This is a genomic window from Exiguobacterium aurantiacum (genome assembly GCF_024362205.1).
GTDB lineage: Bacteria > Bacillota > Bacilli > Exiguobacteriales > Exiguobacteriaceae > Exiguobacterium > Exiguobacterium aurantiacum_B.
This window is the reverse complement of record NZ_CP101462.1, coordinates 63,693-90,000: the sequence shown is the minus strand read 5'-3', so window position 1 is coordinate 90,000 and position 26,308 is coordinate 63,693. Positions and strand designations below refer to the sequence as shown.

The following is a 26,308-nucleotide window of genomic DNA, read 5'->3' as shown; positions in this document are numbered from 1 at the left end:
ATGGGGCGTTTGTCAATAACATGACAAGGCGATCGATCCCGATTCCAAGACCGCCTGTTGGTGGCATTCCATATTCGAGTGCCTCAAGGAAGTCGTTGTCCAATTCATGAGCTTCATCATTCCCTGCTTCTTTTTCAAGGAGCTGAGCTTCAAAGCGCTCACGTTGATCAATCGGGTCGTTCAATTCGGTGAAGGCGTTTGCGTGTTCACGGCGAACGATGAACAATTCAAAGCGATCCGTGAAGCGTGGATCCGTATCGTTCTTTTTCGCTAATGGCGAGACTTCGACAGGGTGACCCGTTACAAACGTCGGTTGCAATAATGTTTCTTCGATTTTCTGTTCGAAGAACTCATTGACGATATGACCGAACGTCATATGATCTTGAATTTCGACTCCGTGCTCTTTCGCAAGCGCACGTGCCTCTTCATCAGACATCTGTTGCCAGAAGTCGACACCAGTCTCTTCTTTCACCAAGTCGACCATGTGGGCACGTTTCCAACCGACGGCCAAATGAATCGTATCTTCTCCATACTGAACGTCTGTCGTGCCAAGTACTTCTTGAGCTACATGCGCCACAAGCTCTTCCGTCAAATCCATGATGTCGTTGTAATCCGCGTACGCTTCATATAATTCAATCATCGTGAACTCTGGGTTGTGACGTGTCGAGATTCCTTCGTTTCGGAAGACGCGGCCAATCTCATAAACACGCTCAAGTCCACCGACAATCAACCGTTTCAAGTGAAGCTCGATGGCGATACGCATGTAAAGTTCCATATCGAGCGCATTATGATGCGTCAAAAACGGACGGGCCGCGGCGCCACCTGCGATTGTGTGTAACATCGGTGTTTCCACCTCTAAGTAACCACGATGGTTCAAGAAGTTACGGATTTCCGAGATGATACGGCTACGCAAAATAAACGTTTGGCGTGAATCGTTATTCGTAATCAAATCCAAGTAACGTTGGCGGTAGCGTTGTTCGACATCTTTTAAACCATGATATTTATCAGGTAGCGGACGAAGTGCTTTCGTCAACAATTCAAACTCTTCGACGTGGATCGATAATTCGCCGACGTTCGTCTTGAACAGCTTCCCTTTCACACCGACGATATCTCCAAGGTCAGATGATTTGAACAAGTCAAACGGTTCGTCACCTACGTCGTTTTTACGAACATAGATTTGAATCTGTCCTGTGACGTCTTGAATGTGGGCAAAGAAAACTTTCCCTTTTCCACGTTTCGTCATGATTCGTCCGGCAAGCGTCACTTCGACGTCTTGTTCGGCCAAGGCTTCTTTTTCAATCGCCTCATATTGCTCATGTAATTCACCAGCGTGGGCCGAACGTTCGAAGCGACGTCCGAACGGGTCGAGCCCTTGTTCACGCATCTCGGTCATTTTTTCAAATCGAACCTGCATTTGGTCATTCATTTCCAACTCGTGACTCACTACTCCATTCACTCCTCTATACGTTTTGGGGTTGTTCCTAACAAAAAACTGTCAGCCTCACGGCCAACAGCACAGCCTAAGCCGCTCGCTCTTTGTGGTTCACTTTTTCGCCAAACAAGCTTACCACAAATCACTTTGTTACACTAGTTCACACTTCTTGCATTTGTCGCTCGAGCTGCTCCACAAAATGATACAACACGATGCCAAAAGCATCTCGCGATTCTGTTTCGTTAATTTGCTTACGAACCGGGCCGCTACCTTTCAACCCTTTCAAGTACCATGCCGCATGTTGACGCATCTCACGAACGGCTGTCACTTCTCCTTTGATGGCAATCAAGCGATCGAGATGCAACATACAAATGTCGATTTTCTCACGCGCCGCCGGTTCTGGCGGCAGTTCACCGGTCTCTAAGTACTGAACCGTTTGATACAACATCCATGGGTTGCCTAACGCCGCCCGTCCAATCATGACAGCATCGACACCGTAATGATCAATCGCATGCTTCGCTTCTTGCGGCGTCGAGATATCACCGTTACCGATAATCGGAACCGTGGCGATTTTCTTTGCTTCGCCAATCCATTCCCAGTTTGCGGTTCCTTCATATTGTTGAGACCGCGTGCGTCCGTGAATGGCAATCGCTGCGGCACCACCCGATTGGGCGGCACGAACGTTATCAAGAATATAAATGTGATCATCATCCCAACCGAGGCGCATTTTGACGGTGACTGGTTTGTCGACCGCTTGCGACACGGCGTTCACCATCTCATAAACTTTATCCGGGTCAAGCAGCCATTTGGCGCCCGCTTCACACTTCGTGACTTTCGGGACCGGGCACCCCATATTGATATCGATGATGTCCGCATTCGTATTTTGGTCCACATACTGGGCCGCTCTGACGAGTGTGTCTTTCGAGCCACCAAAAATCTGAAGACTGAGCGGCTTTTCTCGCTCATCGACGTACAGCATCCTGAGCGTTCTCGCATTCTCCAATAAAATCCCTTTATCGCTGACCATTTCGGCACAGACGAGTCCCGCACCGAATTCTTTAGCAATCAAACGAAACGCAGGGTTCGTCACCCCGGCCATCGGGGCAAGGACGGCGCGGTTCTTTATATCAATGTTTCCAATTGTAAACCCTGACACTTATCCACTTCCTTCGCTAACGTTAAACCGAGTTGACCAATGATTGTAACGGTCCGAGCGGGACGACATCTTGCCGTTCCGACTCTGGGAGGGCTTCGAGCAACGCCCGCACCGTCATCCCCTTCACCTCGATCGACGGAGCAATCTCCGCGAACGGGGCAAGGACAAAAGCACGTTCATGCATCCGCGGATGCGGAACAGTTAACTGCTTCGATTGTATATCTTCGCTTTTATAGACCAAGATGTCAAGGTCGATTGTGCGTGGCCCGTTTTTGAATAACCGCTCTCTCCCTAAAGTCCGCTCAATCTGTTGGAGCTGGAGTAAGACGGCTTCTGCTGGTGCAATCGACTCAAGTTCGACAACCATATTATAGAAGGACGGCTGATCCGTATATCCGACTGGTGCCGTCTCATAGACGGACGATTCCTTGGTCACGCGAAGACCCGTTTCTGTCATCGCTTGAATTGCTTCCGCGAGGTAACGCGCACGATCCCCGATATTTGACCCGAGTGCCACGTATATCATACGTTTCGCCTCCGCGTCATCTCGATTGCTACCGAGTCATAGTGCCCCGGGATGGGCGGATCCGGCTTGATTACTTTGACCGTGACACTTTGAATTTTCTCATCATGGGCCAAGACAGCCGTCGTGATGCGCTCACCTAGCGTCTCGAGCAGATTGACCGGTTCCCCGGTGACGATGTCTTCCGTCAATTGATAGAGACCGGCATAGCTGACCCCGTCTGATAAATCATCCGATTGTCCAGCCGGTGCCAAATCCAATTCACACATCAAATCGATATTGAACCGTTGACCGAGTCGATTCTCTTCCTCAAACACACCGTGATACCCATAAAATCGCATCCCATTCACAAACATCTTATCCAACTTGTCCGCCTCCTAACATCGCGTCCATCATGAGTGACGCTCGTTTATTCTCTCGTACGTCATGGACCCGGATCCACGCACAGCCTTTCACGATGCCTAGACACGTCGTCGCCAATGTCCCTTCCAACCGTTCTTCGGTCGGCAAATCGAGCGCTCGGCCGATAAATGATTTTCGCGACGTCCCGAGTAACACCGGATAACCGAGGTTCGTGATCACATCGAGTCGATTCATCAACTCCATGTTTTGTGCATAGTCTTTCGCAAAGCCGATTCCCGGGTCTAGCCAAATCATCTCATCTGGGACACCTGCCGCTTGAGCGATTTCAATCGACTCATACAAGTCACCGACGACCTCCTCGATGAAATGGCCATAGTTTCGATTGTCACGATTGTGCATCAAGATGATGGGGACGTTAAACGCTCGTGCCACTTGTGCCATCGACTGATCGCCCCACTTCGAGCCCCAGACGTCATTGATGATGTCGGCCCCGGCTTCTAACGCCGCCTTTGCCACGACCGGTTTGTACGTATCGATGGAGATGAGCACGTCGAGCTCTCGCTTCAGTTGACGAATGACAGGAACGACCCGCTCGATTTCTTCTTCCGCCGAGACGAACCGGGCTCCCGGCCGTGTCGATTCCCCGCCGATATCAATCGCGTCCGCTCCGTCTTGAACGAGTTGCTTGGCGTGAGCGACCGCCTGTTCGAGCGCCGTATATCGTCCGCCGTCCGAAAATGAATCCGGCGTCACATTTAAAATTCCCATGATTTTTGTCATCGCGTTTCTTCCCTCTCAATCGCATGCAACAAGACAGACCAACATGCTTTAAATTTTGCCCCGTCTTTGCCTGGATAGCTGTTCCCGGCATAGTCTGTGACCGGAGCAATCTGTTGAACCGAATTGGTCAACCAAATCTCGTCTGCCCGAGCAAGTCCGGCAAACGTTACATCACGTTCCTTCACATCAAATGTATCCATCACCCAACGTCGCGTGACCCCAGCCAGAGGTCCCGTCGTCAGCGGCGTCGTCCAAAGCTGGTCAGCTTCGACCCAAAAGACGTTCGAGACAAGTCCTTCCACGACATGGCCTGAGTCATCGGCGAACAGTCCTTCCGCCTCCCGATCGACGAGCAAACGCTTCCCTAATATGTTGTTCATATAATGATGGGACTTTAAGCGAAACGCCGCTTCGGGCCGACTTCTCGGGAACGGGATGGCTTCCAGCCGTTTTTCCGTGGGCTGTAACGATTCCGGTAACGGCTTGACGAGTAGTGTCACGTTCGGACGAGTGTAGCGTCCGTCGTACAGTCCGAGTGGCGCCACCCCCGCGGACACGTTCAAACGCACATACAGGTTCGGGGTCCCGTTTTGACGAACGACGTCTTGAATCGCTTGTTCGATTTCTTGTTTCGTATACGGTAAATCGATCCATAGTTCCGCTAAGCTCTTCTCGAGGCGTTCCCAGTGAAGATCGAACAAGAATGGGATGCCATCGAACGTTCGAAACGTCTCGAATAGACCCATTCCATATAAAAATCCGTGATCTTCCACCGGAATCATTACTTCAGAGCTACCTCGCAGTTCGCCGTTATGCCAAAGCCACATGACGATACACCTCGATAAAATTTCGAATCATGTCTTTTCCGTGTTCGGTCAAAATCGCTTCTGGATGAAACTGCACCCCTTCAATCGGCAACTCTTCATGCCGGAGTGCCATGATTTCTCCGAGGCTCGTCTCGGCCGTGACTTGCAAGCACGACGGCAGTGAATCGCGTTCGACCGCGAGCGAATGGTAGCGTGTCACGATCGTCTGTTGCGGAATCCTGGCAAACAGGGTGTTTCCGTCATGCTGAATCGCTGACGTCTTCCCATGCATGAGCCGATCGGCATGAACGACCTTCCCGCCAAACGCTTGAGCAATCGCTTGATGACCGAGACAGACCCCGAGAATCGGGATGCGGCCGGCAAACGCCTGAATCGCGTCAATACTGATTCCGGCCTCGTTCGGTGTGCACGGACCAGGTGAAATGACGAGATAACTCGGGGCGAGCGCTTCAATTTCCTCGAGCGTGATGTCATCGTTACGACGAACGACGAGCTGTTCACCGAGCTCACCAAAATATTGGACCAAGTTGTATGTGAACGAGTCATAGTTATCGATGAGTAAGATCATACCGTCGCCTCCGTCATTTCTTTCGCCGTCCATAGCGCCTTCGCCTTCGATAGTGATTCGGCATACTCCGCTTCCGGATCAGAATCGATCACGATCCCGGCTCCGGCCTGGACATGGGCAATCCCATCCTTGACGACCATCGTCCGAATCGTGATGTTGAATACGAGGTCGTCATCCCAACTGAGCCAGCCGTATGAACCCGTGTAAATCCCGCGCCGAACCGGTTCGAGTTCCTCGATGATTTCCATCGTCCGGATTTTCGGTGCTCCGGTGATCGTGCCGCCCGGGAACATCGCACCGAGTGCTTCGGCTCCCGATACGCCGTCCCGCATCAAACCGCGCACGTTCGAGACGATATGTTGGACGTGCGAGTATTTCTCGATGACCATCAACTCATCGACATGCACCGTCCCGTAAGCCGCGACTTTGCCCAAGTCGTTTCGTTCAAGGTCGACGAGCATAACGTGTTCGGCCCTCTCTTTCTCGTTGTCGAGCAGTGTACGCGCTAGCTCCAGATCTTCGGCCTCGTCCCGTCCTCTTGGCCTCGTTCCGGCGATCGGACGGGTCGAGATGGCGGCACCATGTTTTTCAATCAACAGTTCCGGCGAAGCCGATACCATCGTCAAAAAGTCGTCAGCGAAATAACCCATATATGGAGACGGGTTCACGTTCCGGAGCGTGTCATAGACGTGACGCGGGTGTGCGAGCAGCGGTTCCGATTGTCGGACACTCAAGTTCACCTGGAATACATCGCCCTCGACGATATAGTCTTGAATCTTTTGCACGGCCGTGACGAATTCTTTCTGTGACAGCGAACGCGAGCGTTCGATTGGTCCACTCGCGACCTGTGGGAACGCATAGTGCGTTTCCGTCCGCCAGAGGGCGGCAAAGCGATTGAGCTTCACCTCTACCTGGTCTTCCGCCGTGACGAGCATATATAAGAGCGATTCCTCTTCATCGAAGACCGCCACTTCATCGAACAATAAAAATGAGACATCCGGTGTCGCCAAGTCGTCTGCCGCTTGCCTCGGTAAACGTTCGAGCGTACGGGCCACATCATAGCTCACATAACCGATCATCCCGCCGAAAAACGGGGGTGCTCCTACTGGTCGATCGGTAGCGTAACGGGCTCGTACCGTTTCGACGATGTCGAGCGGCTCACCGTACAGTGTTTCGGTCGCCTCTGCTGTGACGAACGTTCCGACCCCATCTTTCACGTGAAGCGTAGCGAACGGCTCGATGCCGGCCATCGTATAGCGTCCGACGCGTCCGCTCTCTAACCACGCATAATGCTTCTTCCCTTCAGTCAATGTCATATACGTGTCATACATCTTCTCTTTTGTCATGCGCATGGTTTTGAACGCCGTTTGTCTCATGCCACATTCCCCCGTTCCACTGATTCATGCCTTTAATTGTACACAAGAAAAGGCAGTTACCGAAAGAAGTTGTCTCCCGGTAACTGCCTTTTGCTTATGAGCGAACGCTATCTGATTCTTCATCGAATTGATAGAGTGGTGTGCTGAGGTAGCGTTCTCCGTTTGACGGGATGATCGCCAGCACGTTTTTCCCTTTGCCGAGACGTTTGGCCGTATCGACAGCGGCAGCGATGGCTGCACCTGACGAGATGCCTCCGAGCACGCCGTTCGTCTTAGCCGCAAGACGTGCGTATTCGAACGCCTGATCGGTCGTGATTTGAAGGACACCTTCATAAATCTCCGTATCGAGAATCGACGGGATGAACCCGGCGCCGATGCCTTGGATTTTATGCGGGCCTGGTTTACCGCCCGACAAGACCGGTGAATCGACCGGTTCGACCGCTAGGATTTGAACGTTCGGATAGTGGGCTTTCAACACTTTACCCGCTCCCGTAATCGTTCCACCTGTCCCGACGCCGGCGATGAACGCATCGACTTGAAGACCTGACGCATCGAATGCGTCGACGATCTCAGGTCCCGTCGTCATCTCGTGCACGTTCGGGTTGGCTTCATTGTTAAACTGCTGCGGGAGGAAATAACCGTTTTGTTCAGCCTCTTCCGTCGCACGGCGAATCGCTCCGCCCATTCCTTCAGGACCCGGCGTCAAAATAAGTTCGGCGCCGTAGCCACGAAGCAAATTGCGACGTTCCATGCTCATCGTTTCCGGCATGACCAAAATCGCTTTATAGCCTTTGGCCGCACTGACCATGGCGAGACCGATTCCCGTGTTCCCACTGGTCGGTTCGATAATCGTATCTCCTGGTTTCAAGACCCCTTCTCGTTCCGCCGCTTCAATCATAGCGAGCGCAATTCGGTCTTTTACGCTAGAGCCCGGGTTCATATACTCCAATTTCAAGTAAACCGTGGCATCTTCAGCGCCAGTCAATCCATTCAACTTCACAATCGGTGTCTTTCCAATCAAGTCTGTTACTGAATCTACGATACGCATTTCATTTCCTCCTCCATAATTCCGACTATTCCGATATTGTAATCATACCCTATCAGATTCAAAATATGCAATTTGGAGCCAAGCGGTCAGCGTGCTTGTTGTTTCATCGTTTCTAACTGTTCCGCCGAGAAGTGGTATTTCTCGCCACAGAAGTGACAAACCGCTTCAGCGCCGCCATCCTCTTCAATCATGTGACGAATCTCTTCGGCACCGAGCCCGATAATCGCGCTTTCCATACGGTCGCGACCGCATGTGCAATTGAATTGAACCGGCTTTTGATCCAACACTTCGAGGCTGTCGCCAAGGAGCATATGGAGCATCTCTTCCGGTGTCTTCTCTTCTCCGATGAGGACCGACACTGGCGGGAACGTTTTGAGTGCCTGTTCAAGCGCTTGAATCGTCTCTTCTGACGCATCCGGCATCAATTGAACGATGATGCCGCCTGCCGCAAGAATCGATTCATCTTCCGGGAGGACGAGGACACCGGCACCGACGACTGACGGCACTTGTTCTGACGTCGCGAAGTAGTACGTGAAGTCTTCGCTAATCTCACCCGTTTGAATCTCAGACGAGCCGCCGACAAAGTCTTTTAAACCGAGGTCTTTAATCACCGAAATCGTACCGCGTCCGACGACTTCGCCAACTTTTAGCTTCGTCAAACCGTGATCATTCACGAACGTGCCGCCTTCGACACGAGGATGTGACACGTAACCGCGCACGTCTCCCGCCGTATCAGCATCGACGATGATTTTCCCGATTGGTCCATCGCCTTCGACTTTGAGCGTCACGCGAGCGGCGCCTTTTTGCATCGCACCGATCATCGTCCCGATCGTCATCGTGCGTCCGAGCGCTGCTGAAGCGACCGGTGTCGTCTGGTGACGGAGTTGCGTTTCAAAGATCGTTTTCGTTGTCCGGACGGCAAACGCTCGGACTTCTCCGTTAAACCCAAGGGCCCGGACGAGATAATCACCTTTCATTTGGTCAAGTAATGCTTGTTGTTCTGGTTGAATCATATCGAGTAACTCCTTTAAGTTTATTTCTGGTTTCTTTCATAAATGAGACGAAGCCCATCGAGCGTTAAAAATGAATCGACGGTATCAATCGTCTCGGCATGCTCGCTAATCAAACGCGCGAGACCACCCGTGGCAATCACGGTCGCTTCTCCGACTTCACGTTTCATGCGGCCGACAATGCCATCGACTTGTGCGACATAGCCGTAATACGTCCCGGACTGCATCGCTTGAATTGTATTTTTCCCAACGACCGTAGGCGGTGTCGCGAGCTCGATGCGCGGCAACTTGGCCGCCCGTTGATAGAGTGCCTCGACCGAGATCATGATGCCCGGCGAAATGATGCCTCCGTGATAACGGCGGTTTTCATCAATATAGCAGTATGTCGTCGCCGTTCCGAAATCGACGATGATGAGCGGTCCATCATATTTGGCGATTCCAGCGACCGCGTTGACGATGCGATCCGCACCGACTTCACGCGGATTGTCGACATGAATATCGAGACCGGTTTTCACGCCGGGACCGACGACAATCGGTCGGACATTGAAATAACGTTGCGACATCTGTTCGAGCGGAAAGATGACTGGTGGAACGACCGAAGACAAAATCACGCCGTCAACCTGATCGAACGAGACGTTCGAGTGGTCAAACAGCGACTTGACGAGCATACCGTATTCGTCGGTCGTTTTCGTGCGGTCCGTCGAAATGCGCCAATGATGGACGAGTGTCTCACCAGCGTACATCCCAAGGACAATATTTGTATTCCCAACATCGATCACTAAAATCATGATATAGTTCCTCACTTTGTTGTCAATTACAGTTCGCTCGAATTATAACACGAAAAAAGACGAATGCCTTATTTAGGGCATTCGTCTCTTACACTTACCGTGATTCGTTGTTCGGGCGCTCCGTCGGTGTCGCTTCCGGCTTATCGCCTTCAGGGACAACGTCCGGCTTCGCTTCTTGAACGACTCCAGGCTGGTCGATAACTTGTCCGTGCTTGACGGCCGCCTCATCTCTCTTCGCCTCATCGCTTGAATCATCTTTCGATGGTTCAGACGGCTCTTCCGGTTCGTGCGGAAGATATTCGCGCGTCTTAATCAAGTGACGAATCTGTTTCGAATCGAGCGTCTCGACTTCGAGCAACGTTTTCGCAACGAGCTCGAGATCGTCTTTACGCTCCGTCAAAATCTGTTTCGCTTTCGCGTAACAACGGTTGATAATGTCACGGATCTCAAGATCGATATCTTGTGCAATTGCATCCGAGTAGTTTTGTTCCGTTTGGAAATCGCGACCTAGGAAGACTTGTCCTCCATGGTTCGATCCAAGTTGGAGCGGTCCGAGCTTGTCGCTCATCCCGTAATCCATAACCATCTTCCGAGCGATGCCAGTCGCACGTTGGAAGTCATTGCTTGCCCCTGTCGATACCTCACCAAAGATGACATCTTCTGCCACGCGGCCTCCAAGGAGACCAACGATTTTATCTTCGAGTTCAGGTTTCGTCATGAAGTAACGATCTTCTTTCGGAAGCATGACGACGTACCCACCGGCATTCCCACGTGGAACGATTGTTACTTTGTGAACTTCGTCTGCGTTCTCGAGTTCAATCCCGATAATCGTATGACCCGCCTCATGATAGGCGACGATTTGGCGTTCTTTCTCCGAGATGACGCGGCTCTTCTTAGAAGGACCAGCGATGACACGGTCAATCGCTTCCTCGACATCCACGACCGAGACCGCTGAACGGTCAGACCGGGCTGCAACGAGCGCTGCTTCGTTTAATAAGTTTTCAAGGTCTGCCCCTGAGAATCCAGGCGTCCGCTGTGCGATTGACTTCAAGTCGACTGTCGAATCGAGCGGTTTGTTGCGGGCGTGAACTTTGAGGACTGCTTCACGGCCTTTCACATCCGGACGGTCGACCGTGATTTGACGGTCAAATCGACCTGGACGAAGAAGGGCCGGGTCAAGAATGTCCGGACGGTTCGTCGCGGCAATCATGATGATTCCTTCGTTGTCACTGAATCCATCCATCTCGACAAGCAATTGGTTGAGCGTTTGCTCACGCTCGTCATGGCCACCACCAAGACCGGCACCACGCTGGCGTCCGACCGCATCGATTTCATCGATGAAGATGATACACGGTGCGTTCTTTTTCGCATTCTCGAACAAGTCGCGGACACGCGACGCCCCGACACCGACGAACATTTCGACGAAGTCAGAACCTGAGATTGAGAAGAATGGAACACCGGCTTCGCCTGCAGCTGCACGAGCGAGCAATGTCTTACCTGTTCCCGGAGGACCGACGAGCAAGACACCTTTCGGAATCCGTGCCCCGAGTTTCGAGAACTTGCGAGGATCTTTCAAGAATTCAACGACTTCGATGAGCTCTTGTTTCTCTTCGTCTGCTCCGGCCACGTCTTCAAACGTCACACGGCGCTTCTCTTGGTCGTATAGTTTTGCCTTCGATTTCCCGAAGTTCATCACACGACCACCACCGCCACCACCTTGGGCTTGGTTGAGCAAGAAGAAGAATAAGATGAAGATGATGATAAACGGTAAGATCGCGAATACGATGCTGAACCAGCTACCACTCGACTCTGCTTCTTCAATTTGGATGTCGGTATCCGCGCGAAGTGACGAGAGCACTTCGGCGTATTCGGCCTCGTTGGCCGGGATATTCGTTTCAAAACGCTGATCTTCGTCTCCTGATAGATCTCCTGTGATTGAGATGGCTCCCGGAATTTCCTGTACGGTTGCCGTTTCAATCCGACCTTCTTCCACATATTCCAAGAACTTCGAATACGTAAGCGTCTCGCTCTGGCTATTCGGGTTTTGTAAATATTGAAGGAACAAGATCAAGGCTAGGAAAATCACACCGAAAACTAAGGTGTTTTTCACTGCACGATTCATTCTCTGCCTCCTATTCCGAGAAACGATGTTCTCGCCCATTCAGTATATGTGTATACTTTGGGTATTTCTTTTATCTTAACACGACGCATTTTCAAAAGAAAAACGTTAGCCCCCGTAAATGCTCGGCTTGAGCACACCGACGTACGGAAGGTTACGATATTTCTCTTCATAATCGAGACCATAGCCGACGACAAACTCGTGCGGAATCACGAATCCGCTATAATCTGCCGACAATCCGTTCTTGCGGCCCGTCGGTTTATCGAGAAGTGTCACGATTTTGACCGATTTGGCTTTGCGGTACTTGAGCAAGTCGACGAGATAGCCGAGCGTTAGTCCACTATCAATGATATCTTCTACAATCAAGATGTCGCGTCCTTCTACAGATGTATTTAAATCTTTCTCAATTTTGACTTCACCTGTCGATGACGTTCCACCATGATACGTCGATACATCCATGAAATCCATTTCTAAATGGATATCCATTTCTTTGACGAGGTCTGACATGAATGGCATCGCACCTTTTAACACGCAGACGAGGAGTGGGAACTCTTCTTTATATTCTTCGCTAAGTGTTGTAGCGAGTTCTTTCACTTTACCTTGAATCTCTTCACTTGAAATCAGTACTTTCTCCATATCGTTCATTAATGACATCTTAAAATCCTCCTCTTTCTTATCCGACACAATCATCATTTTACCATTAATCGTGGGCACATCGCACCCGACTTATCCGGAAAATCGGAAACTCTTACCCCTACTATAGCGATAATCCTTCCCGTTGCGTCAACTACCAATGGGACAAAAGGCCGTTTTTCTCGCGGAATCTTTGCATCAATGAAGATGCGGGCGACTTTTTTCGTCCCGATGGACAGTTTCATCGCGTCCCCAGCCTCGACAGAGCGGATGATCAACGGCAACTCGATCTCCTCGAGCGGGATGCCGTCCGTATCATCCTCAACGTCTAGTGAGAATAACGTCGTCCCGAACACTACATGCGCTGGGAAGGTCGTTACCACTTGTTTGTGTGGGGCTAGGAGCGATTGACCAGTTGCCTGTAACGATAAGAGCCCGTCTTGTTTCCTCAGGCCCCATGGCCCCTCTAAGTCGAAGTGGCCAGAACCTTGGGCACTCGTTAACAGACGGTCGATCGCGGTTCCCATCTCTACCCCGTAGCGCATTGATAGCAGGCGCCCGACGGTGTATCGTTCGACAGGATTTAGACACATCAAGTTATCCGATTTCACGTGAAACGCTTTCATCTCGAGCCGTACGTTGTCCTGGATCCAATTCTCCATCTGTCGGTAGCGGGTCCGCCACAGTTCGCGTTGATGCAGAGCTGTTTCGCTCACAACTTGAACAAGATCCGGTTGCGACGCGAGGAGCTGGGGCACGATCTGATGCCGCACTTGATTGCGCAAATATTCAGTCGTAGCGTTGCTCGCATCTTCTCGCCATTCAAGTCCGTATCGTTTAGCATAGGCAATAAGTTCCCGCTTCGGTTCCGATAAGAGCGGACGAACGAGTTCTCCTCCTGCGAACGGACGACGCTCGGGAATTCCCGTCACTTCGATGACGTTACGCTGCAGTTGGATGAGGACGGTCTCGAGTTGGTCGTCCGCGTGATGGGCCGTCATCAGTTGTGTATAGCCGAACTTCTGCATAACCTGTTCAAAGAACGCATATCGTGCCGTCCGATAACTCGCCTGCGAACCGCCATCCGGAAAAGTGAGTCGCTTTCCGTGAAATGGAACCCCATAGGATGCGGCGAGACGCTGCACGAACCGATATTCCTCGTCTGATTCGGGACGTAACCCATGATGGACATGGGCCACGCCCACTTCCATACCGGTCCGAATGACTCGATCCAATAAGACGACCGAATCGACTCCACCGGACACGGCAACCAATACTTTCGTCATCCGTCCGCCTCCTTGATATAACAAAAGAAGCCATCTCGAGTGAGATGGCTTCTTTTCGCTTAGGTAAGTGACCCGTACGGGATTCGAACCCGTGTTACCGCCGTGAAAGGGCGGTGTCTTAACCGCTTGACCAACGGGCCTAAATAAAATGGTAGCGGCGGAGGGAGTCGAACCCACGACCTCACGGGTATGAACCGTACGCTCTAGCCAGCTGAGCTACACCGCCATGTTATTGTTGTGTCCTAAGCACATTTTCTATAATAACCAGTACCCACGTCAGTGTCAATTCTTTTTTAAAAGTTTTTTCACAAAAAAATCGTGTATAGTGTCGTCTTATCCACTATACACGATTTTCAGTTCGTTGTGCATCACGCTTCTGACGTCGTCAGCCGATATTTTTTCTTCCAAGCAATTCGGAAATATCCCCATAGCAGGAAGAAGCAAGCGGTTGAGACGAACACCAAATAGATGATCGCTTGTTGCAAGTAGCTCCAGCCGTCCGCTGACAAGATTTCTTTATAGCCCGAGACGGTGTACGTCATCGGCAACCAGGCGTTGAACGGTTGGAGGGCGCTAGGAATCAGTTCGAGCGGGAACGTTCCAGCCGACGTCGTCAATTGAAGAATCAATAAGACTATGGCGACGAAACGGCCCGGATTTCCGAGCGTCGTGACGAGCAGCTGCACGATTAAAAGGAACGTGATGCTGACGAGCCAACTGAATCCGAAGAACTGGAGCGGTGCATCGACTTCAAGTCCGAGCAACATGACCATCGCCACATCCAAGACGAGCGCTTGAATAAATCCGACGACGAGCAACACACCCGATTTTGAGACGAGCCATGACAGACTGCGTTTCGGCTTTCCAGCTGGATCGTACAGCGGATAGACGATCGAGAGTAAGAGAGCCCCGACGAATAGTCCGAGTGACATGAAGTACGGTGCAAAACCTGTTCCGTAGTTCGGGACCTTGTGAATCGAGTCGTTGACGACCGTGACCGGTCCGGCCATCATGTCGACGTTATCGTCTCGGATGTCGATTGCGGCCGCTTCGGCCCCATCGGCGAGCGCGTCCCGTAACTTGATGTTACCAGCCGCAAGTTCGGACACTCCGTCTGCGAGCTGGTCGCTACCTGACTGAAGGTCTTTACCACCCTCTGCCAAACGTAAAGCCCCGTTCGCGAGTGTATTCGTGCCCGCGCCGGCGCTCTTCGCTCCGTCCGCGAGTTTCGAACTACCCTCTGACAAGGCGCCCGTCGCCTCGGTCAACTGCGTACTGCCGGACGCGAGTTCGGCGGTCCCGTTTTTCAACGCTCCGACGCCGGCGTTTAAGCGATTGCTTGCCGAAGCCAACTCTTTCGAACTCACGGCTGCCGTTTGCGCCCCTTGTTCCACTTTTGTCGACCCATCCGCCAACGCCTGTGCCCCGCTTGCGAGCTCGGCTTGTCCGTCACGTAACGTCACCAGTCCCGAAGCGAGTTCATTGGCACCAGCCTCTGCTTGCGTCAATCCGTCACCGAGCGCGGCCTGTCCTTCTTTCACACGCATCGCTCCCGTGGACAGTGCATCGAATCCAGCGGCCGTCGCTGTTTGACCTTCCGCCAATTGGGCCACAATCGCCTGTAGCATCTCTGGTGAAGCAGGTTGCCCTGCCTCAGCGAGTGCTGACAGCTGGGCCATCAACTGATCTTGACTGGCCAACATTTCCGTCTTCATCTGACCGATTCCGGCCACAAGTTCCGTCTCTCCTGCCATCAAGGCGGCATTTCCTTCTTTCGCCGCCGTCATCGCGGCCGCCAATTCATTTGAACCGGCACTCAATTGCTCACTGCCGTCCTCCGAGCGCTGAATCCCGGCCGCGAGTTGTTGAACGCCTTGATTGAGAGAAGCCGTCCCGCTGTGCAATTCCTCCAACTTCGAGGCGAACGTGCCTGTCCCTTCGACAAGTTGGCTCGTTCCGTCTTGAAGGGCAGACGCCCCGTCATTCACTTGACGTGCACCGTCTGATAAGGCGGCGCTACCTGCATAGACTTGCTGGCTTCCGTTCGCCAACTCGGTCGTCCCTGCCTCGAGTTGCGCGATCCCTTCGTTTAACTCACTGGCCCCATCGGCCAATTCACGTTGTTTCGAAGCGAGTAGCGCAGTCCCATCGGCCAACTCGGTCGCGCCGTTCTCGGCCGTCTGCGATCCGTCCGCTAGTTTCGCGGCCCCGGTTGCCGCGTCATCAAGACCCGAAGCGGCATCTTGAATCCCATCACGCATCGCACTGACATACTGTTTCGCGACTTCGGTCGACAGTTCACCTTTCACTTGCTCCATCGCGGAACCGCCGATTTGAGCCGCTAAAAAGTTATACGATTCATTGGCGATATATTTGAGTTCGAGCTTCTCAGGTTCTTCACTGAGCGCCGTCGTCGCTTTTTCTGAGAAGTTTGCCGGGATCTCAATCGCCATGTAATAGTCATGATCGTTCAACCCTGACTCGGCTTCTTGTTTCGTCGTCTCGATAAATTCGAACGCCTCAGACGTCTTTAACTTCTCAACAAGTTCGTCCCCGACGGCAAGTTGCTCCCCGTCGAACGTCGCTCCCTGGTCTTCGTTCACGATCGCCACCGGCAAGTCTTTCATCTGTCCATACGGATCCCAAAACGCCCATAAGAACATCCCGGCATACATGAGCGGTACGAGTGCGACCGCGAGAATCGGGACCCAGACCCGAGGATTCTTCCCGATGCTTCTCCATTCCGCCAACCACAGTTTCCATCCATTCATCTTCCTTCTCACCTTTCACTTATAAAACATAACTATTTTTTCATGTTCCCTATTGTGCTCGCTTCCTCGAAAAAATGCAACCCTTTTTAGTTATTTTTCATAACAAAAAATAAACGACAAAAAACCACAGACCGTGAAAGTCTGTGGTTCGTCGTCTTTATTGTTACGAGTAGAAGCTGATGGTTTACGAAGGGTTACCCGCGCTTGGCTCCACGTCCACCGCGTTTTGAGTCGGTTTGACGTTTTAACGTCGTCAAGCGCTCATCGCTGTCTTTTAAGAACTTGCTCATCAACGTATCGAACGTTTCTGGCTCACGGCGTACTTCACGACGTCCGCCGCCGCCACGGGGACCGCCGCCACCGCGTGGGCCACCGCCACCGCGTGGGCCACCTTGACCTGGACCACCTGGGCGTGGGCCACCTTGACCCGGTCCGCCCGGGCGTGGGCCACGAGAGAAACGCTCGCCGGCTGGGCGCTCTGGACGTTCACTGACAGGACGATCGACGGCCTTTTTGATAGACAACCCGATTTTGCCATCTGTTTCGACGTTCAAGATTTTGACTGTCACTTCTTGACCGACCGTTAGGACCTCATTGATGTCTTTGACGTAAGAATCTGCCACTTCACTGATGTGCACCAAACCCGTTTTGCCATTTGGAAGCTCTACGAACGCTCCGAAATGCGTAATCCCTGTAACCTTACCTTGTACCTTGCTTCCTACTTCAATTGACATAAAATAATGTACTCCTTTTTTGATTGATTCCCTACAATTATACGAGTCGATTCGTCAACGGTCAACGAACCCACTTATTCCTCTGGTGAGAAGTAAAAAATAATCTCGCCATCTTTCGAGAACAACAGCTCGTTGCGCGCTAGATTGGCGATGTATTCTTCGTCTTGTAAACGCTCGACCTGCTCTTTTAGTTCTGATTGTTCGTCCTTCGTTTCACGAAGTTCGACTTGCGCTTCATTTTGTTTCCGTTCTTGCTCGGACACGTATCCGACTTTCGAGAAGTAACTCTGACCGATGAAGACAACCATTAACAAAAAGAGAAGTGAGGCCGCAGCCAGGCGGCGTCGAAGATGGATACGTCGCCGGCTCTGTTCTTTTTCCAGCTGTTCTCTTCGTTCATCCAGAGCCCGAATCCGCTGTTTGCGTTCCATCGGGTTACGTCCATTCATCGAATCACCTTCCTCCTGTCCTGTTACGTTCAGTATACCTTTTTTTTACGCTTCCGTACCACTGTTCACCTTTTCTTCTTTGAGCAAGCGGTACATTTCTTTCGCGTCCTCTTTACGCGCATGCTCGGCAATCGAGTCGATGACGACCGTGACGAGCTTGTTCCCGAATCGAATTTGCAACTCGTCACCGACTTTGACGTCCGTGCTCGCTTTTGCCACCTGCCCGTTCAATTGAATCCGCCCTTGGTCGGCGACTTCTTTCGCCAACGTGCGCCGTTTAATCAAACGGGACACTTTCAAAAACTTGTCTAATCTCATAATCCCTTCTCCTTCGCTTCATCCCAGAGCCGATCCATCTCGTCGAGCGTCATCTCTCCGAGGGAGCCGTTCGCTTCGATATATTCGAATCGTCTCTTAAATTTTTGATTGGTCCGTTCGAGCGCCTGCTCAGCGTTCAACTTGAAATAACGCGCCACGTTGACGACCGAGAACAGGACATCGCCAAGTTCTCGTTCATCTTCAGGCTGACTTCTCCACTCGCGGAGTTCTTCTTCCAACTTCTCGAACGCACCTTGAACATCGTCCCATTCGAAACCGACTTGCGCAGCTTTCTTCTGCAATTGTTCGGCCCGCATCAACCCAGGTTGCGTCATGAGGACACCATCTAGCTGCGACTTTCTATTTTCCCCTTTTTCCACTTGTTTAACCGCATTCCAATTCGTCACGACTTCATCGGCATCGTCGACCGTCACATCCCCGAACACATGCGGGTGGCGACGGACCATTTTCTCACTGACGGTGCCAATGACGTCCCGGATGTCGAAATAGCCTTCATCCGCTCCGATTTGGGCGTGGAGCATGACTTGGAGCAATACATCACCGAGCTCTTCGACAATCGCATCATCATCTTCCGTATCGATCGCTTCAATCAATTCGTACGCTTCTTCAAGCAAATATTTGCGAAGCGATTCATGCGTCTGCTTCCGGTCCCACGGGCACCCGTCCGGTCCGCGGAGCGTCGCGATGATGTGCTTCAACGTCGAAAACTCGCGCGCCAAATGCGACTCATCCGTCAATGGCGGCACGTAGAGCGTCGTCAAGTTGTCGACCTCTGCCACGCGGTCCATCTCGTAGAGCGGGATTTCGCTGACCCGCTCGCGTTTCGTCCCGGCGGCCGTCACGAGTTTGACGACATGCTCATCCGGATATCGTTCCATCAACTGAACTTTCACGTCTCCGGCCACGAACCCGTCATACACTTGACCAATCAATACGTGTTGGGTCACTTGAATCCGTTCGACATCGAGCGCCGTCGCATCGAGTAATTGGAACCCGTTGATCGGATCGATGCGCAGGGCTTGGAACATGGCGTCCAAAAAGCTCTGACCGCCGAGGAACGTGACGTTCGCCCCTTGTTCGACGAGCAGTTCGATCGTCCGCTCCGCCACGAACGGATGACCCGGTACGGCATACGTGATGGCCAACTCTTCACTTTTTTCGAGCAACGTCTCAACGATTTGTCGGTAGACTTCCTCGAACGTGTCACTCGCCTCGTAAATTGCATCAAACGATTCGAACGTCACACCTTCCGCCTCAAGTTCGCTGACGACCGGATGTTCTTTCGTACGCAACCAAACGAGCGGTTGCTGTTTCAAATGACGATACACACCGAGCGGCAATTGCTCGAGTTCGCCGGATCCGAGACCGACGACCGTAATTCCGTAACTCATATCAGTTCTCCTTTTTCTCTAGCAGATTGATGAGACGACCTCCGAACGGAATCATTTCCCATTCGTCTATCGTCAAAATTTGTTCTTTCCATAACCGCCAGACGTAACTGCCGGCCCCTAGCACGAGCATGAAGCCGAGCCAGACAAGGGCGTCAAGACGGTCCGTCAGCCGATCCAGCGCGATGACGTTCAAGCCGAGCAAGACAACGCCCATCGGCGCCACCGTTTTGACGAGACGTCCATAATGTCGAAACCGGAGTCGGCCGAGCGGGATGATTTGGTCGAGCCGATTGAAATTGAAGGCGGCCATCGTCAAAAAGGCAATCGATGTCCCGAGAGCGGCCCCTTCGATGCCATACAGAGGAACGAGCCACAGATTGCTGACGAGCTTGACACCGATTGCGAGAACCATGCCGACGGCGGCCGTTCGTTCCCGGTCAATCGCCTGTAGGCACGTCATGCTCGCCACGGCGAGCGACGCGGCAAACGTGCTCGTCGAGAGTAGGACGAGCGCCATCGTCCCGGCCGCATTTTCGAATAAGGCGATATTTAACGGGAACATGACGCCCATCAAGCCAATCGTCGCTGCTGCCGCGACTGTCGTCGTCACGCGAATCATCGAGCTGAGTCCGGAAGACGTCGCCTCGACCCGGCCGGCCCGGTAATGACGCACCAAGTTCGGTACGTTCGCCATTCCGAGCGCCGTCGTGAAGAGAATCGCGAATTGGACGAGCGGATACCCTCGGTCAAACACACCTTTCCCGACTTTCGCCGCATAGTCTCCGCCCATCAGATTGACGATCGTGAACGAGTCGACGAGTTGCATCCATAAAATCCCGAGCGAGGCGAAGCCGACGGCAAAGCCGGTCGTCAGCAAAATCCGAAGCACAGACCGCAACGTCGCACGCTGGACCGGTACGACCCGTAGCTGCTTCGCCCATAACGATAAGATGACGATGGCGACAATACCTCCGACGAGTGTCGCCGCGTACGCATAGCGGCTCAGCATATAGGCATCTTGTCCGAAGCGCGTACCTATCAACAGGGCGACGAGCAAGACCGTGACGCGAACGAGGTTCTCGAGCACTTGCGAGATTGCACTCGGCCTCAAGTCGTCGACCGATTGGAACGAACCGCGGAGCACGGCCAAAGCCGGCATGAGTAAATAACTCAGGCTGATGACACGTAACGTCGGGGCGAGTTCCATATCCCCGAGAAGACGGGCAATGACCGGTGCCAGCACCCACATCGTGACGACAAGGATGACGGCGAGGCCAAGCAAGACGTAGAAACTCCCCCACAACACTTCGAGCTTGCGTCTCGGTCCTTGGGCTCCGACACCGATTTTCGCAATCACGACCGGCATCGCATACATGCCGAGCGAGGCGACGATTGCGGCAAACGGATACACCGTTTGATAGGCATACAACCCGAAGTCTCCGGCGATGTTTTGATAAGGGACCCGATAAGCGAAACTGATGAACTTTGAAAGATAGCCCGCGAGCGCAAATAAGACGACGCCTGTTGCAAACTTACTTGGCGACCGCATGCGCCAACCTCTTCACGAGTTCTTCAAGTACAGTATCGGCATCGTTCAACAGTTCGACGACCGGCATCCGACCGCTAAGCGACAATTTGAGCGCGCCGTTGTCTTGACCGACACCAAGTTTCCGGCCGAGCGGCATCGTCCATTCCATGAATGACGGCACGTCGAGCGCCGTCGTCGATTCGAGCGACAATACCATCTCGATGCGGCCCGGCGACTGTTTGATGCGCGCCACTTTTGCCATCTCGCCATAAATGCGCAGACGCGTCAGTTGGATAAGGAGCGCGACCGGTTCCGGGAATTCGCCGAACCGTTCGATCAACTCATCCTGGAGGGCGAACAGCGCTTCTGGTGTATCGACATACTTGAAACGTTTGTACATCTCGATTTTCAATTCGCTGTCCGATAAATAGTCGTCCGGAATGTACGCATCCGCTTGGAACGTGATCTCCGGTTTGAAGACGACTTGTTTCGCCTGACCGCGCATCCGGTCTTTCCGCTCTTCGATGGCTTCAGACAACATTTGTGAGTATAAGTCGAATCCGACCGAATCGATGAACCCGGATTGCTGGGCCCCGAGCAGATTGCCGGCGCCGCGAATCGATAAGTCGCGCATCGCGATCTTGAATCCGCTCCCGAGTTCCGTGAACTCTTTGATGGCCTGTAGCCGGCTCTCCGCGACCTCCGTCAAACGCTTGTCTTTCCGATACGTGAAGTAGGCGTAGGCGATCCGGTTGGAACGGCCGACGCGACCACGCAGCTGATACAGCTGTGACAGTCCCATCTTGTCCGCATCGTGGACGATGAGCGTGTTCACGTTCGGGATGTCGATGCCGGTCTCGATGATCGTCGTCGAGACGAGCACGTCCGCTTCCCCTTCGAGGAAACTGATGAGCTGGCTCTCTAGTTCGGTCTCGGTCATCCGCCCGTGCGCCGTGGCGATTCGTGCCTCCGGTAACAAGGCACGAATCTCTTCGGCCTTCCGTTCGATGCCTTCGACGCGGTTATAGAGAAAGAACGCCTGCCCGCCTCGTGCGAGTTCGCGCTCAAGCGCCTCACGCAACACGATGCCATCATATTCCATGACGTACGTCTGCACCGGGTAGCGGTTCTCTGGTGGTGTCTCGAGCACCGACAAGTCCCGGATGCCGATCATCGACATGTGGAGTGTCCGTGGAATCGGTGTCGCCGTGAGCGTCAAGACGTCGATGTTCGTCTTCAACTGCTTGAGCCGCTCTTTATGTTTGACCCCGAACCGTTGCTCTTCATCGATGATGACGAGCCCGAGGTCGGCGAAAGTGACGTCTTTCGACAAGACGCGGTGTGTCCCGACGACGACGTCAATCGTCCCTTCCTTTAGACCTTTTTTCGTCGCCGCCATCTCGCTTTTCGAGCGGAAACGGCTCATGACGGAGACGTTGATTGGAAATTCACTGAACCGTTCGAGCATCGTCTCGTAATGTTGTTGCGCGAGCACGGTCGTCGGGACGAGGAACGCGACTTGCTTCCCGGCTAGCACGGCTTTGAACGCGGCTCGAATCGCCACTTCCGTCTTGCCGTAACCGACATCGCCGCAAAGGAGACGGTCCATCGGCCGTGACCGTTCCATGTCGGCTTTGATTTCGGCGATGGAGCGGACTTGGTCTTCTGTCTCTGCGTACGGGAACGAGCTTTCGAACTGGCTCATCTCTTCGTCATCACCTGGGAACGCGTAGCCAACGGACGCTTCACGCGCCGCGTACAGCTTAATCAGCTCATCGGCGATGTCTTCAACCGATTTGGCGACTTTCGATTTTACCTTCTTCCACTCGGTCCCGCCGAGTTTGTAAATCTTCGGCTCTTTACCTTCAGCCCCGACATACTTTTGAACAAGATCGATTTGATCGACAGGCACATACAGCGCATCGTCGCCCGCGTAGACGAGATGTAAGTAATCTTGGTGAATGCCGCCGACTTCAATCGTTTTGATCCCGAGGTACTTCCCGATCCCGTGATGGATGTGGACGACGTGGTCGTTCGGTTTTAATTCTTGATAACTCTTAATCCGTTCGGCGTTCGTCAAATTCTTCGTCTGACGTTTCCGCTTCGTGACGCGCTTGAACAGCTCTTCTTCGGAGACGACGACGAGACGGCTCGTCGAGAGTTCAAAGCCGCCTTCGATTTGTCCGATCATGACATGGACGTGACGCGGCAACAGTTCGCCGTCCACATTTGTGAACGTGGATGTGATTCCATAATCGTCAAGCAGTGCCACCACTTTATCGGCCCGTGTTTGATCGCCTGCCAAAAAGACGATGCGATGGTCACCTTGTTGCCAACGTTCGACTTCTTGTTTCAACAAGTGCATCTGGCCGTGGAACGCCGGGAGCGGGCGACAACTGAGGTGGACCGTGTTCGTCTCCGGAATCCCGGACCGTCGTGACGGCAACAGGGAGAACGCGACTTGTTTCAACGTACGGAATACTTTATGCATCGGGACGGCGAGTGTGTAATTGCTGACCGACTCCCCGCGTTCGATGAGCGACGAGAACCATTCCGCTTCCTCGCGATCTTGCACGTCGGCAGCATCTTCAATCCGTGCCACTTCATCTAACATCAAGACCGCGTCCGGTCCGACGTAATCGAGGAGTGTCGAGCTATATAGCAGCGGCGTGTACTTTCCAACTTTTTCGGGCGCCTCGCCTCGACCGAACTGTTCGATGTCCCGGGCGATCCCGTCCTCGAGTGCTTGACGAATCGTCTCCGTCTCAATCAACGAGAGCGTCCGCTCATATTGACGTTCGAGTGCCTGTCCAGCTTTTTTCAGTTGGTCTGTCGATGCGATAAACTCCGTCGCCGGGGGAATGACCGCTTCCGCGACGACACCTAGCGAACGCTGCGTCTCGGCATCGAACGTAAAGATGGAATCGACTTCGGTGTCAAACAAATCAATGCGATACGGCCGTGCCTCTGTGAGCGGGTAGACGTCTAAAATGCTTCCGCGCACAGAAAATTCACCCGGCGCGGTCACGGTGGCCGTCCGTTCATATCCGAGCGTGATGAGCGTCTCGGCAAATGGCTTCAAATCAAGCTCTTGTCCAGGTTTGATGTGATAATGACTCGTCTGCCAGTCCGTCGGGCTTGGGATGAAGCGCCGTAACCCGCCGAGTGGCACGACAAGGACGCCTCCCGTTTCGTCAAGGAGACGTGTTCGAGCTTCAATCCGCGCGGCAAGAAGTTCCGGACTCGACGTGAGTGACAGTTCACCCGCGAGCGTTTCGTCAATCGGATAAAGCAATGTTTTACTCGGGCCGACGAGCGACTCGAGTTGGTCATACATTTTTTGGGCTTGATACATGTTATGTGTGACGACCACGAGGCGCCTTGGCGAGTTTTTCGCCAAACCTGCCAACACGAGCGCCTTGGCACTCGTCGTCAGACCGGTGACGAGTTGACGGTCGACTTTTGGCAACCGTTCCCGAATCACGTTCGTCTCAGGCAATGCCAACATGAATTTCTCTAAAGCATTCATTTGATTTCCTCCACCTCATACGACAAAAAAGGGTACGTTGACCCTTTAGTTATATCGATTCATGAGCGCGATCCATTCTGTGTCCATAAAATCAGTTGCGGCGGACACCGCTTGATCGAGCGTATCATTCAATTCTGGCATATCTTCTTTTCGGTAGTTCATGAGTACCCAATCGACGACTTTTATCGGATGCGGCGGACGACCGATGCCGAGTTTCAGGCGCTTGAAGTCTTGGGTCCCTAGATGTTGAATCAGCGATTTGATGCCGTTATGTCCACCGGCACTGCCTTTCGGACGAAACCGAAGTTTCCCCGGCACCATGTCCAAGTCGTCATAAATGACGAGCAAATCATCAATCTCAATCTTATAATAATCTAAAATCGGACGAACCGACTCTCCTGATAGGTTCATGTAGGTGAGCGGTTTAACGAGGACGACACGTTCTCCATTGATTCTTCCCGTTCCAATCAATGCTTTAAACTTAGCTTCATCGAGTTTGATCCCATGTTTATCGGCGAGGCGATCAATCGCTAAAAATCCGACGTTGTGACGGGTCATCTCATATTTTTTGCCTGGATTCCCGAGGCCGACGATACATTTCATCTTATTCCTCCTGAACAAAAAAGCCCAAAGGCGAACGCCTTCGGGCCTCGTTTTTTTAATCGAACAGCGTGCTCACCGATTTGTGCTCGTGGACGCGCATGATCGCTTCTCCAAGCAAACGGGCAACCGACATCTGCTTGATTTTGCTTGAACATTCGCGACCTTGTAAATCGATCGTGTTCAAGACAACAAGTTCCTTGATTGACGAGTTGTCGATTCGTTCCATCGCTGGTCCAGACAACACCGGGTGTGTACACGAGGCGTACACTTCTTTGGCACCTGCTTGAACGATGGCGTCGGCCGCGAGCGTGATCGTTCCAGCCGTGTCGATGATATCATCGATCAAGATGGCCGTCTTGCCTTCGACACTGCCAACGATGTTCATGACTTCGGCCACGTTCGCTTCAGGGCGACGCTTGTCGATGATAGCAATCGGTGCCTTCAAGCGCTCGGCAAGCTTACGGGCACGTGTGACGCCACCGTGGTCCGGTGAGACGACGACAATGTCTTTCGCTTTGAATTCTTCTGTCTCAAAATACGTCGAGATGAGTGGAACACCTAATAATTGGTCTACTGGGATATTGAAGAAACCTTGGATTTGAGCAGCATGCAAGTCCATCGTGATCAAACGTGTCGCGCCTGCGACCGTCAACAGATCAGCGACGAGCTTCGCTGTGATCGGCTCACGCGAGCGCGCCTTGCGGTCTTGGCGGGCGTAGCCATAGTAAGGCATGACCACGTTGATTGTCCGAACCGACGCCCGTTTCAACGCATCGATCATGACGAGTAACTCCATGAGCGTCTCGTTCACCGGTGAGCTCGTCGATTGAATGATGTACACATCATCGCCTCGTACGCTCTCCTCGATGTTGATGTAAAGTTCTCCGTCGCTAAACCGCTTCACTTGGCAATCGCTGAGCGGGATGCCAATTTCCTTGGCAATCTCTTCGGCGAGTGGGCGGTTTGAGTTTAAGCTAAATAGGCGGATTTCACGTTCATATACAGTAGACATGTTTAGGATTCTCCTCCATCGTTTTCCATAATAATAGGCAGCA

The 26,308-nt window shown here is 52.6% G+C and carries 23 protein-coding genes and 2 tRNA genes (1 of these 25 running past the window's edge); all 25 read right to left on the bottom strand.

Translation table 11 applies throughout. From position 1 onward, the window contains the following. On the bottom strand, positions 1-1,444 hold the 5' portion of the coding sequence (lysS, locus tag NMQ00_RS00470) for a lysine--tRNA ligase (RefSeq protein WP_255177496.1). It extends 47 nt beyond the left edge of the window; 1,444 of the gene's 1,491 nt are visible here — the first part of the coding sequence; its start codon is at positions 1,442-1,444; its stop codon lies beyond the left edge, outside the window. A gap of 148 nt (positions 1,445-1,592) precedes the next feature. Further along, positions 1,593-2,531, bottom strand: coding sequence for a tRNA dihydrouridine synthase DusB (gene dusB / locus NMQ00_RS00465; protein WP_441294615.1), 939 nt, complete (start codon positions 2,529-2,531; stop codon positions 1,593-1,595). Between the two features lie 79 nt (positions 2,532-2,610). Beyond that, positions 2,611-3,114, bottom strand: coding sequence for a 2-amino-4-hydroxy-6-hydroxymethyldihydropteridine diphosphokinase (folK, locus tag NMQ00_RS00460; RefSeq protein WP_255177494.1), 504 nt, complete (start codon positions 3,112-3,114; stop codon positions 2,611-2,613). Beyond that, positions 3,111-3,476, bottom strand: a complete 366-nt coding sequence (folB, locus tag NMQ00_RS00455) for a dihydroneopterin aldolase (RefSeq protein ID WP_255177493.1) — start codon at positions 3,474-3,476, stop codon at positions 3,111-3,113. The genes folK and folB overlap by 4 nt, the downstream gene beginning before the upstream one ends. Further along, positions 3,469-4,254, bottom strand: coding sequence for a dihydropteroate synthase (gene folP / locus NMQ00_RS00450; protein ID WP_255177492.1), 786 nt, complete (start codon positions 4,252-4,254; stop codon positions 3,469-3,471). Before folP ends, folB begins: the two co-directional genes overlap by 8 nt. Continuing rightward, a complete protein-coding gene (locus tag NMQ00_RS00445; protein WP_255177491.1) occupies positions 4,251-5,081 on the bottom strand; it encodes an aminotransferase class IV in 831 nt (276 codons plus the stop codon). Before NMQ00_RS00445 ends, folP begins: the two co-directional genes overlap by 4 nt. Beyond that, the gene (pabA, locus tag NMQ00_RS00440; RefSeq protein WP_255177490.1) at positions 5,065-5,649 is read right to left on the bottom strand and encodes an aminodeoxychorismate/anthranilate synthase component II; all 585 of its coding nucleotides are present in this window, start codon (positions 5,647-5,649) and stop codon (positions 5,065-5,067) included. The genes NMQ00_RS00445 and pabA overlap by 17 nt, the downstream gene beginning before the upstream one ends. Continuing rightward, on the bottom strand, positions 5,646-7,025 hold the full coding sequence (locus NMQ00_RS00435; RefSeq protein WP_255177489.1) for an anthranilate synthase component I family protein: 1,380 nt from the start codon (positions 7,023-7,025) through the stop codon (positions 5,646-5,648). Before NMQ00_RS00435 ends, pabA begins: the two co-directional genes overlap by 4 nt. A gap of 94 nt (positions 7,026-7,119) precedes the next feature. After that, the gene (cysK, locus tag NMQ00_RS00430; protein ID WP_021068192.1) at positions 7,120-8,073 is read right to left on the bottom strand and encodes a cysteine synthase A; all 954 of its coding nucleotides are present in this window, start codon (positions 8,071-8,073) and stop codon (positions 7,120-7,122) included. 86 nt (positions 8,074-8,159) lie between these two features. Continuing rightward, positions 8,160-9,086: an Hsp33 family molecular chaperone HslO gene (gene hslO, locus NMQ00_RS00425; RefSeq protein WP_303826237.1), complete on the bottom strand. Its 927-nt coding sequence runs from the start codon at positions 9,084-9,086 to the stop codon at positions 8,160-8,162. Between the two features lie 20 nt (positions 9,087-9,106). Then, positions 9,107-9,871, bottom strand: a complete 765-nt coding sequence (locus tag NMQ00_RS00420) for a type III pantothenate kinase (protein WP_255177488.1) — start codon at positions 9,869-9,871, stop codon at positions 9,107-9,109. 94 nt (positions 9,872-9,965) lie between these two features. Continuing rightward, entirely contained in the window at positions 9,966-11,993 is a 2,028-nt protein-coding gene (gene ftsH / locus NMQ00_RS00415) for an ATP-dependent zinc metalloprotease FtsH (RefSeq protein ID WP_255177487.1), read from the bottom strand. 105 nt (positions 11,994-12,098) lie between these two features. Further along, positions 12,099-12,644: a hypoxanthine phosphoribosyltransferase gene (gene hpt / locus NMQ00_RS00410; protein WP_021068188.1), complete on the bottom strand. Its 546-nt coding sequence runs from the start codon at positions 12,642-12,644 to the stop codon at positions 12,099-12,101. A gap of 35 nt (positions 12,645-12,679) precedes the next feature. Next, a complete protein-coding gene (gene tilS, locus NMQ00_RS00405; protein WP_255177486.1) occupies positions 12,680-13,909 on the bottom strand; it encodes a tRNA lysidine(34) synthetase TilS in 1,230 nt (409 codons plus the stop codon). A 68-nt stretch (positions 13,910-13,977) separates the two neighbouring features. Beyond that, positions 13,978-14,049, bottom strand: a tRNA-Glu gene (locus tag NMQ00_RS00400). A gap of 9 nt (positions 14,050-14,058) precedes the next feature. Further along, positions 14,059-14,135, bottom strand: a tRNA-Met gene (locus tag NMQ00_RS00395). Positions 14,136-14,277: 142 nt separating this feature from the next. After that, complete coding sequence (locus tag NMQ00_RS00390) at positions 14,278-16,680, bottom strand: YhgE/Pip family protein (protein WP_255177485.1); 2,403 nt, start codon at positions 16,678-16,680, stop codon at positions 14,278-14,280. Between the two features lie 194 nt (positions 16,681-16,874). Then, a complete protein-coding gene (locus NMQ00_RS00385) occupies positions 16,875-17,414 on the bottom strand; it encodes a S1 domain-containing RNA-binding protein (protein WP_255177484.1) in 540 nt (179 codons plus the stop codon). 74 nt (positions 17,415-17,488) lie between these two features. After that, the gene (locus NMQ00_RS00380) at positions 17,489-17,863 is read right to left on the bottom strand and encodes an FtsB family cell division protein (RefSeq protein ID WP_255177483.1); all 375 of its coding nucleotides are present in this window, start codon (positions 17,861-17,863) and stop codon (positions 17,489-17,491) included. A gap of 45 nt (positions 17,864-17,908) precedes the next feature. After that, positions 17,909-18,181, bottom strand: a complete 273-nt coding sequence (locus NMQ00_RS00375; RefSeq protein WP_021065741.1) for an RNA-binding S4 domain-containing protein — start codon at positions 18,179-18,181, stop codon at positions 17,909-17,911. Further along, complete coding sequence (gene mazG, locus NMQ00_RS00370) at positions 18,178-19,593, bottom strand: bifunctional methyltransferase/pyrophosphohydrolase YabN (protein WP_255177482.1); 1,416 nt, start codon at positions 19,591-19,593, stop codon at positions 18,178-18,180. The genes NMQ00_RS00375 and mazG overlap by 4 nt, the downstream gene beginning before the upstream one ends. 1 nt (position 19,594) lies before the next feature. Continuing rightward, entirely contained in the window at positions 19,595-21,142 is a 1,548-nt protein-coding gene (locus NMQ00_RS00365; RefSeq protein ID WP_255177481.1) for a polysaccharide biosynthesis protein, read from the bottom strand. Beyond that, the gene (mfd, locus tag NMQ00_RS00360) at positions 21,126-24,650 is read right to left on the bottom strand and encodes a transcription-repair coupling factor (RefSeq protein WP_255177480.1); all 3,525 of its coding nucleotides are present in this window, start codon (positions 24,648-24,650) and stop codon (positions 21,126-21,128) included. The genes NMQ00_RS00365 and mfd overlap by 17 nt, the downstream gene beginning before the upstream one ends. A 45-nt stretch (positions 24,651-24,695) precedes the next feature. Continuing rightward, complete coding sequence (pth, locus tag NMQ00_RS00355) at positions 24,696-25,253, bottom strand: aminoacyl-tRNA hydrolase (protein WP_255177479.1); 558 nt, start codon at positions 25,251-25,253, stop codon at positions 24,696-24,698. A gap of 55 nt (positions 25,254-25,308) precedes the next feature. Next, on the bottom strand, positions 25,309-26,265 hold the full coding sequence (locus NMQ00_RS00350) for a ribose-phosphate diphosphokinase (RefSeq protein WP_214755131.1): 957 nt from the start codon (positions 26,263-26,265) through the stop codon (positions 25,309-25,311). Between the last annotated feature and the right edge of the window lie 43 nt (positions 26,266-26,308).

What these genes read in the sequence shown, in the direction of transcription:
- dusB (WP_441294615.1), bottom strand. Translation starts at nt 2,531, where the DNA reads ATGGCCGGGGTGACGAACCCTGCGTTTCGTTTGATTGCTAAAGAATTC.
- folK (WP_255177494.1), bottom strand. Translation starts at nt 3,114, where the DNA reads ATGATATACGTGGCACTCGGGTCAAATATCGGGGATCGTGCGCGTTAC.
- folP (WP_255177492.1), bottom strand. Translation starts at nt 4,254, where the DNA reads ATGACAAAAATCATGGGAATTTTAAATGTGACGCCGGATTCATTTTCG.
- NMQ00_RS00445 (WP_255177491.1), bottom strand. Translation starts at nt 5,081, where the DNA reads ATGTGGCTTTGGCATAACGGCGAACTGCGAGGTAGCTCTGAAGTAATG.
- pabA (WP_255177490.1), bottom strand. Translation starts at nt 5,649, where the DNA reads ATGATCTTACTCATCGATAACTATGACTCGTTCACATACAACTTGGTC.
- NMQ00_RS00435 (WP_255177489.1), bottom strand. Translation starts at nt 7,025, where the DNA reads ATGAGACAAACGGCGTTCAAAACCATGCGCATGACAAAAGAGAAGATG.
- cysK (WP_021068192.1), bottom strand. Translation starts at nt 8,073, where the DNA reads ATGCGTATCGTAGATTCAGTAACAGACTTGATTGGAAAGACACCGATT.
- hslO (WP_303826237.1), bottom strand. Translation starts at nt 9,086, where the DNA reads ATGATTCAACCAGAACAACAAGCATTACTTGACCAAATGAAAGGTGAT.
- NMQ00_RS00420 (WP_255177488.1), bottom strand. Translation starts at nt 9,871, where the DNA reads ATGATTTTAGTGATCGATGTTGGGAATACAAATATTGTCCTTGGGATG.
- ftsH (WP_255177487.1), bottom strand. Translation starts at nt 11,993, where the DNA reads ATGAATCGTGCAGTGAAAAACACCTTAGTTTTCGGTGTGATTTTCCTA.
- hpt (WP_021068188.1), bottom strand. Translation starts at nt 12,644, where the DNA reads ATGTCATTAATGAACGATATGGAGAAAGTACTGATTTCAAGTGAAGAG.
- tilS (WP_255177486.1), bottom strand. Translation starts at nt 13,909, where the DNA reads ATGACGAAAGTATTGGTTGCCGTGTCCGGTGGAGTCGATTCGGTCGTC.
- NMQ00_RS00390 (WP_255177485.1), bottom strand. Translation starts at nt 16,680, where the DNA reads ATGAATGGATGGAAACTGTGGTTGGCGGAATGGAGAAGCATCGGGAAG.
- NMQ00_RS00385 (WP_255177484.1), bottom strand. Translation starts at nt 17,414, where the DNA reads ATGTCAATTGAAGTAGGAAGCAAGGTACAAGGTAAGGTTACAGGGATT.
- NMQ00_RS00380 (WP_255177483.1), bottom strand. Translation starts at nt 17,863, where the DNA reads ATGAATGGACGTAACCCGATGGAACGCAAACAGCGGATTCGGGCTCTG.
- NMQ00_RS00375 (WP_021065741.1), bottom strand. Translation starts at nt 18,181, where the DNA reads ATGAGATTAGACAAGTTTTTGAAAGTGTCCCGTTTGATTAAACGGCGC.
- mazG (WP_255177482.1), bottom strand. Translation starts at nt 19,593, where the DNA reads ATGAGTTACGGAATTACGGTCGTCGGTCTCGGATCCGGCGAACTCGAG.
- NMQ00_RS00365 (WP_255177481.1), bottom strand. Translation starts at nt 21,142, where the DNA reads ATGCGGTCGCCAAGTAAGTTTGCAACAGGCGTCGTCTTATTTGCGCTC.
- mfd (WP_255177480.1), bottom strand. Translation starts at nt 24,650, where the DNA reads ATGAATGCTTTAGAGAAATTCATGTTGGCATTGCCTGAGACGAACGTG.
- pth (WP_255177479.1), bottom strand. Translation starts at nt 25,253, where the DNA reads ATGAAATGTATCGTCGGCCTCGGGAATCCAGGCAAAAAATATGAGATG.
- NMQ00_RS00350 (WP_214755131.1), bottom strand. Translation starts at nt 26,265, where the DNA reads ATGTCTACTGTATATGAACGTGAAATCCGCCTATTTAGCTTAAACTCA.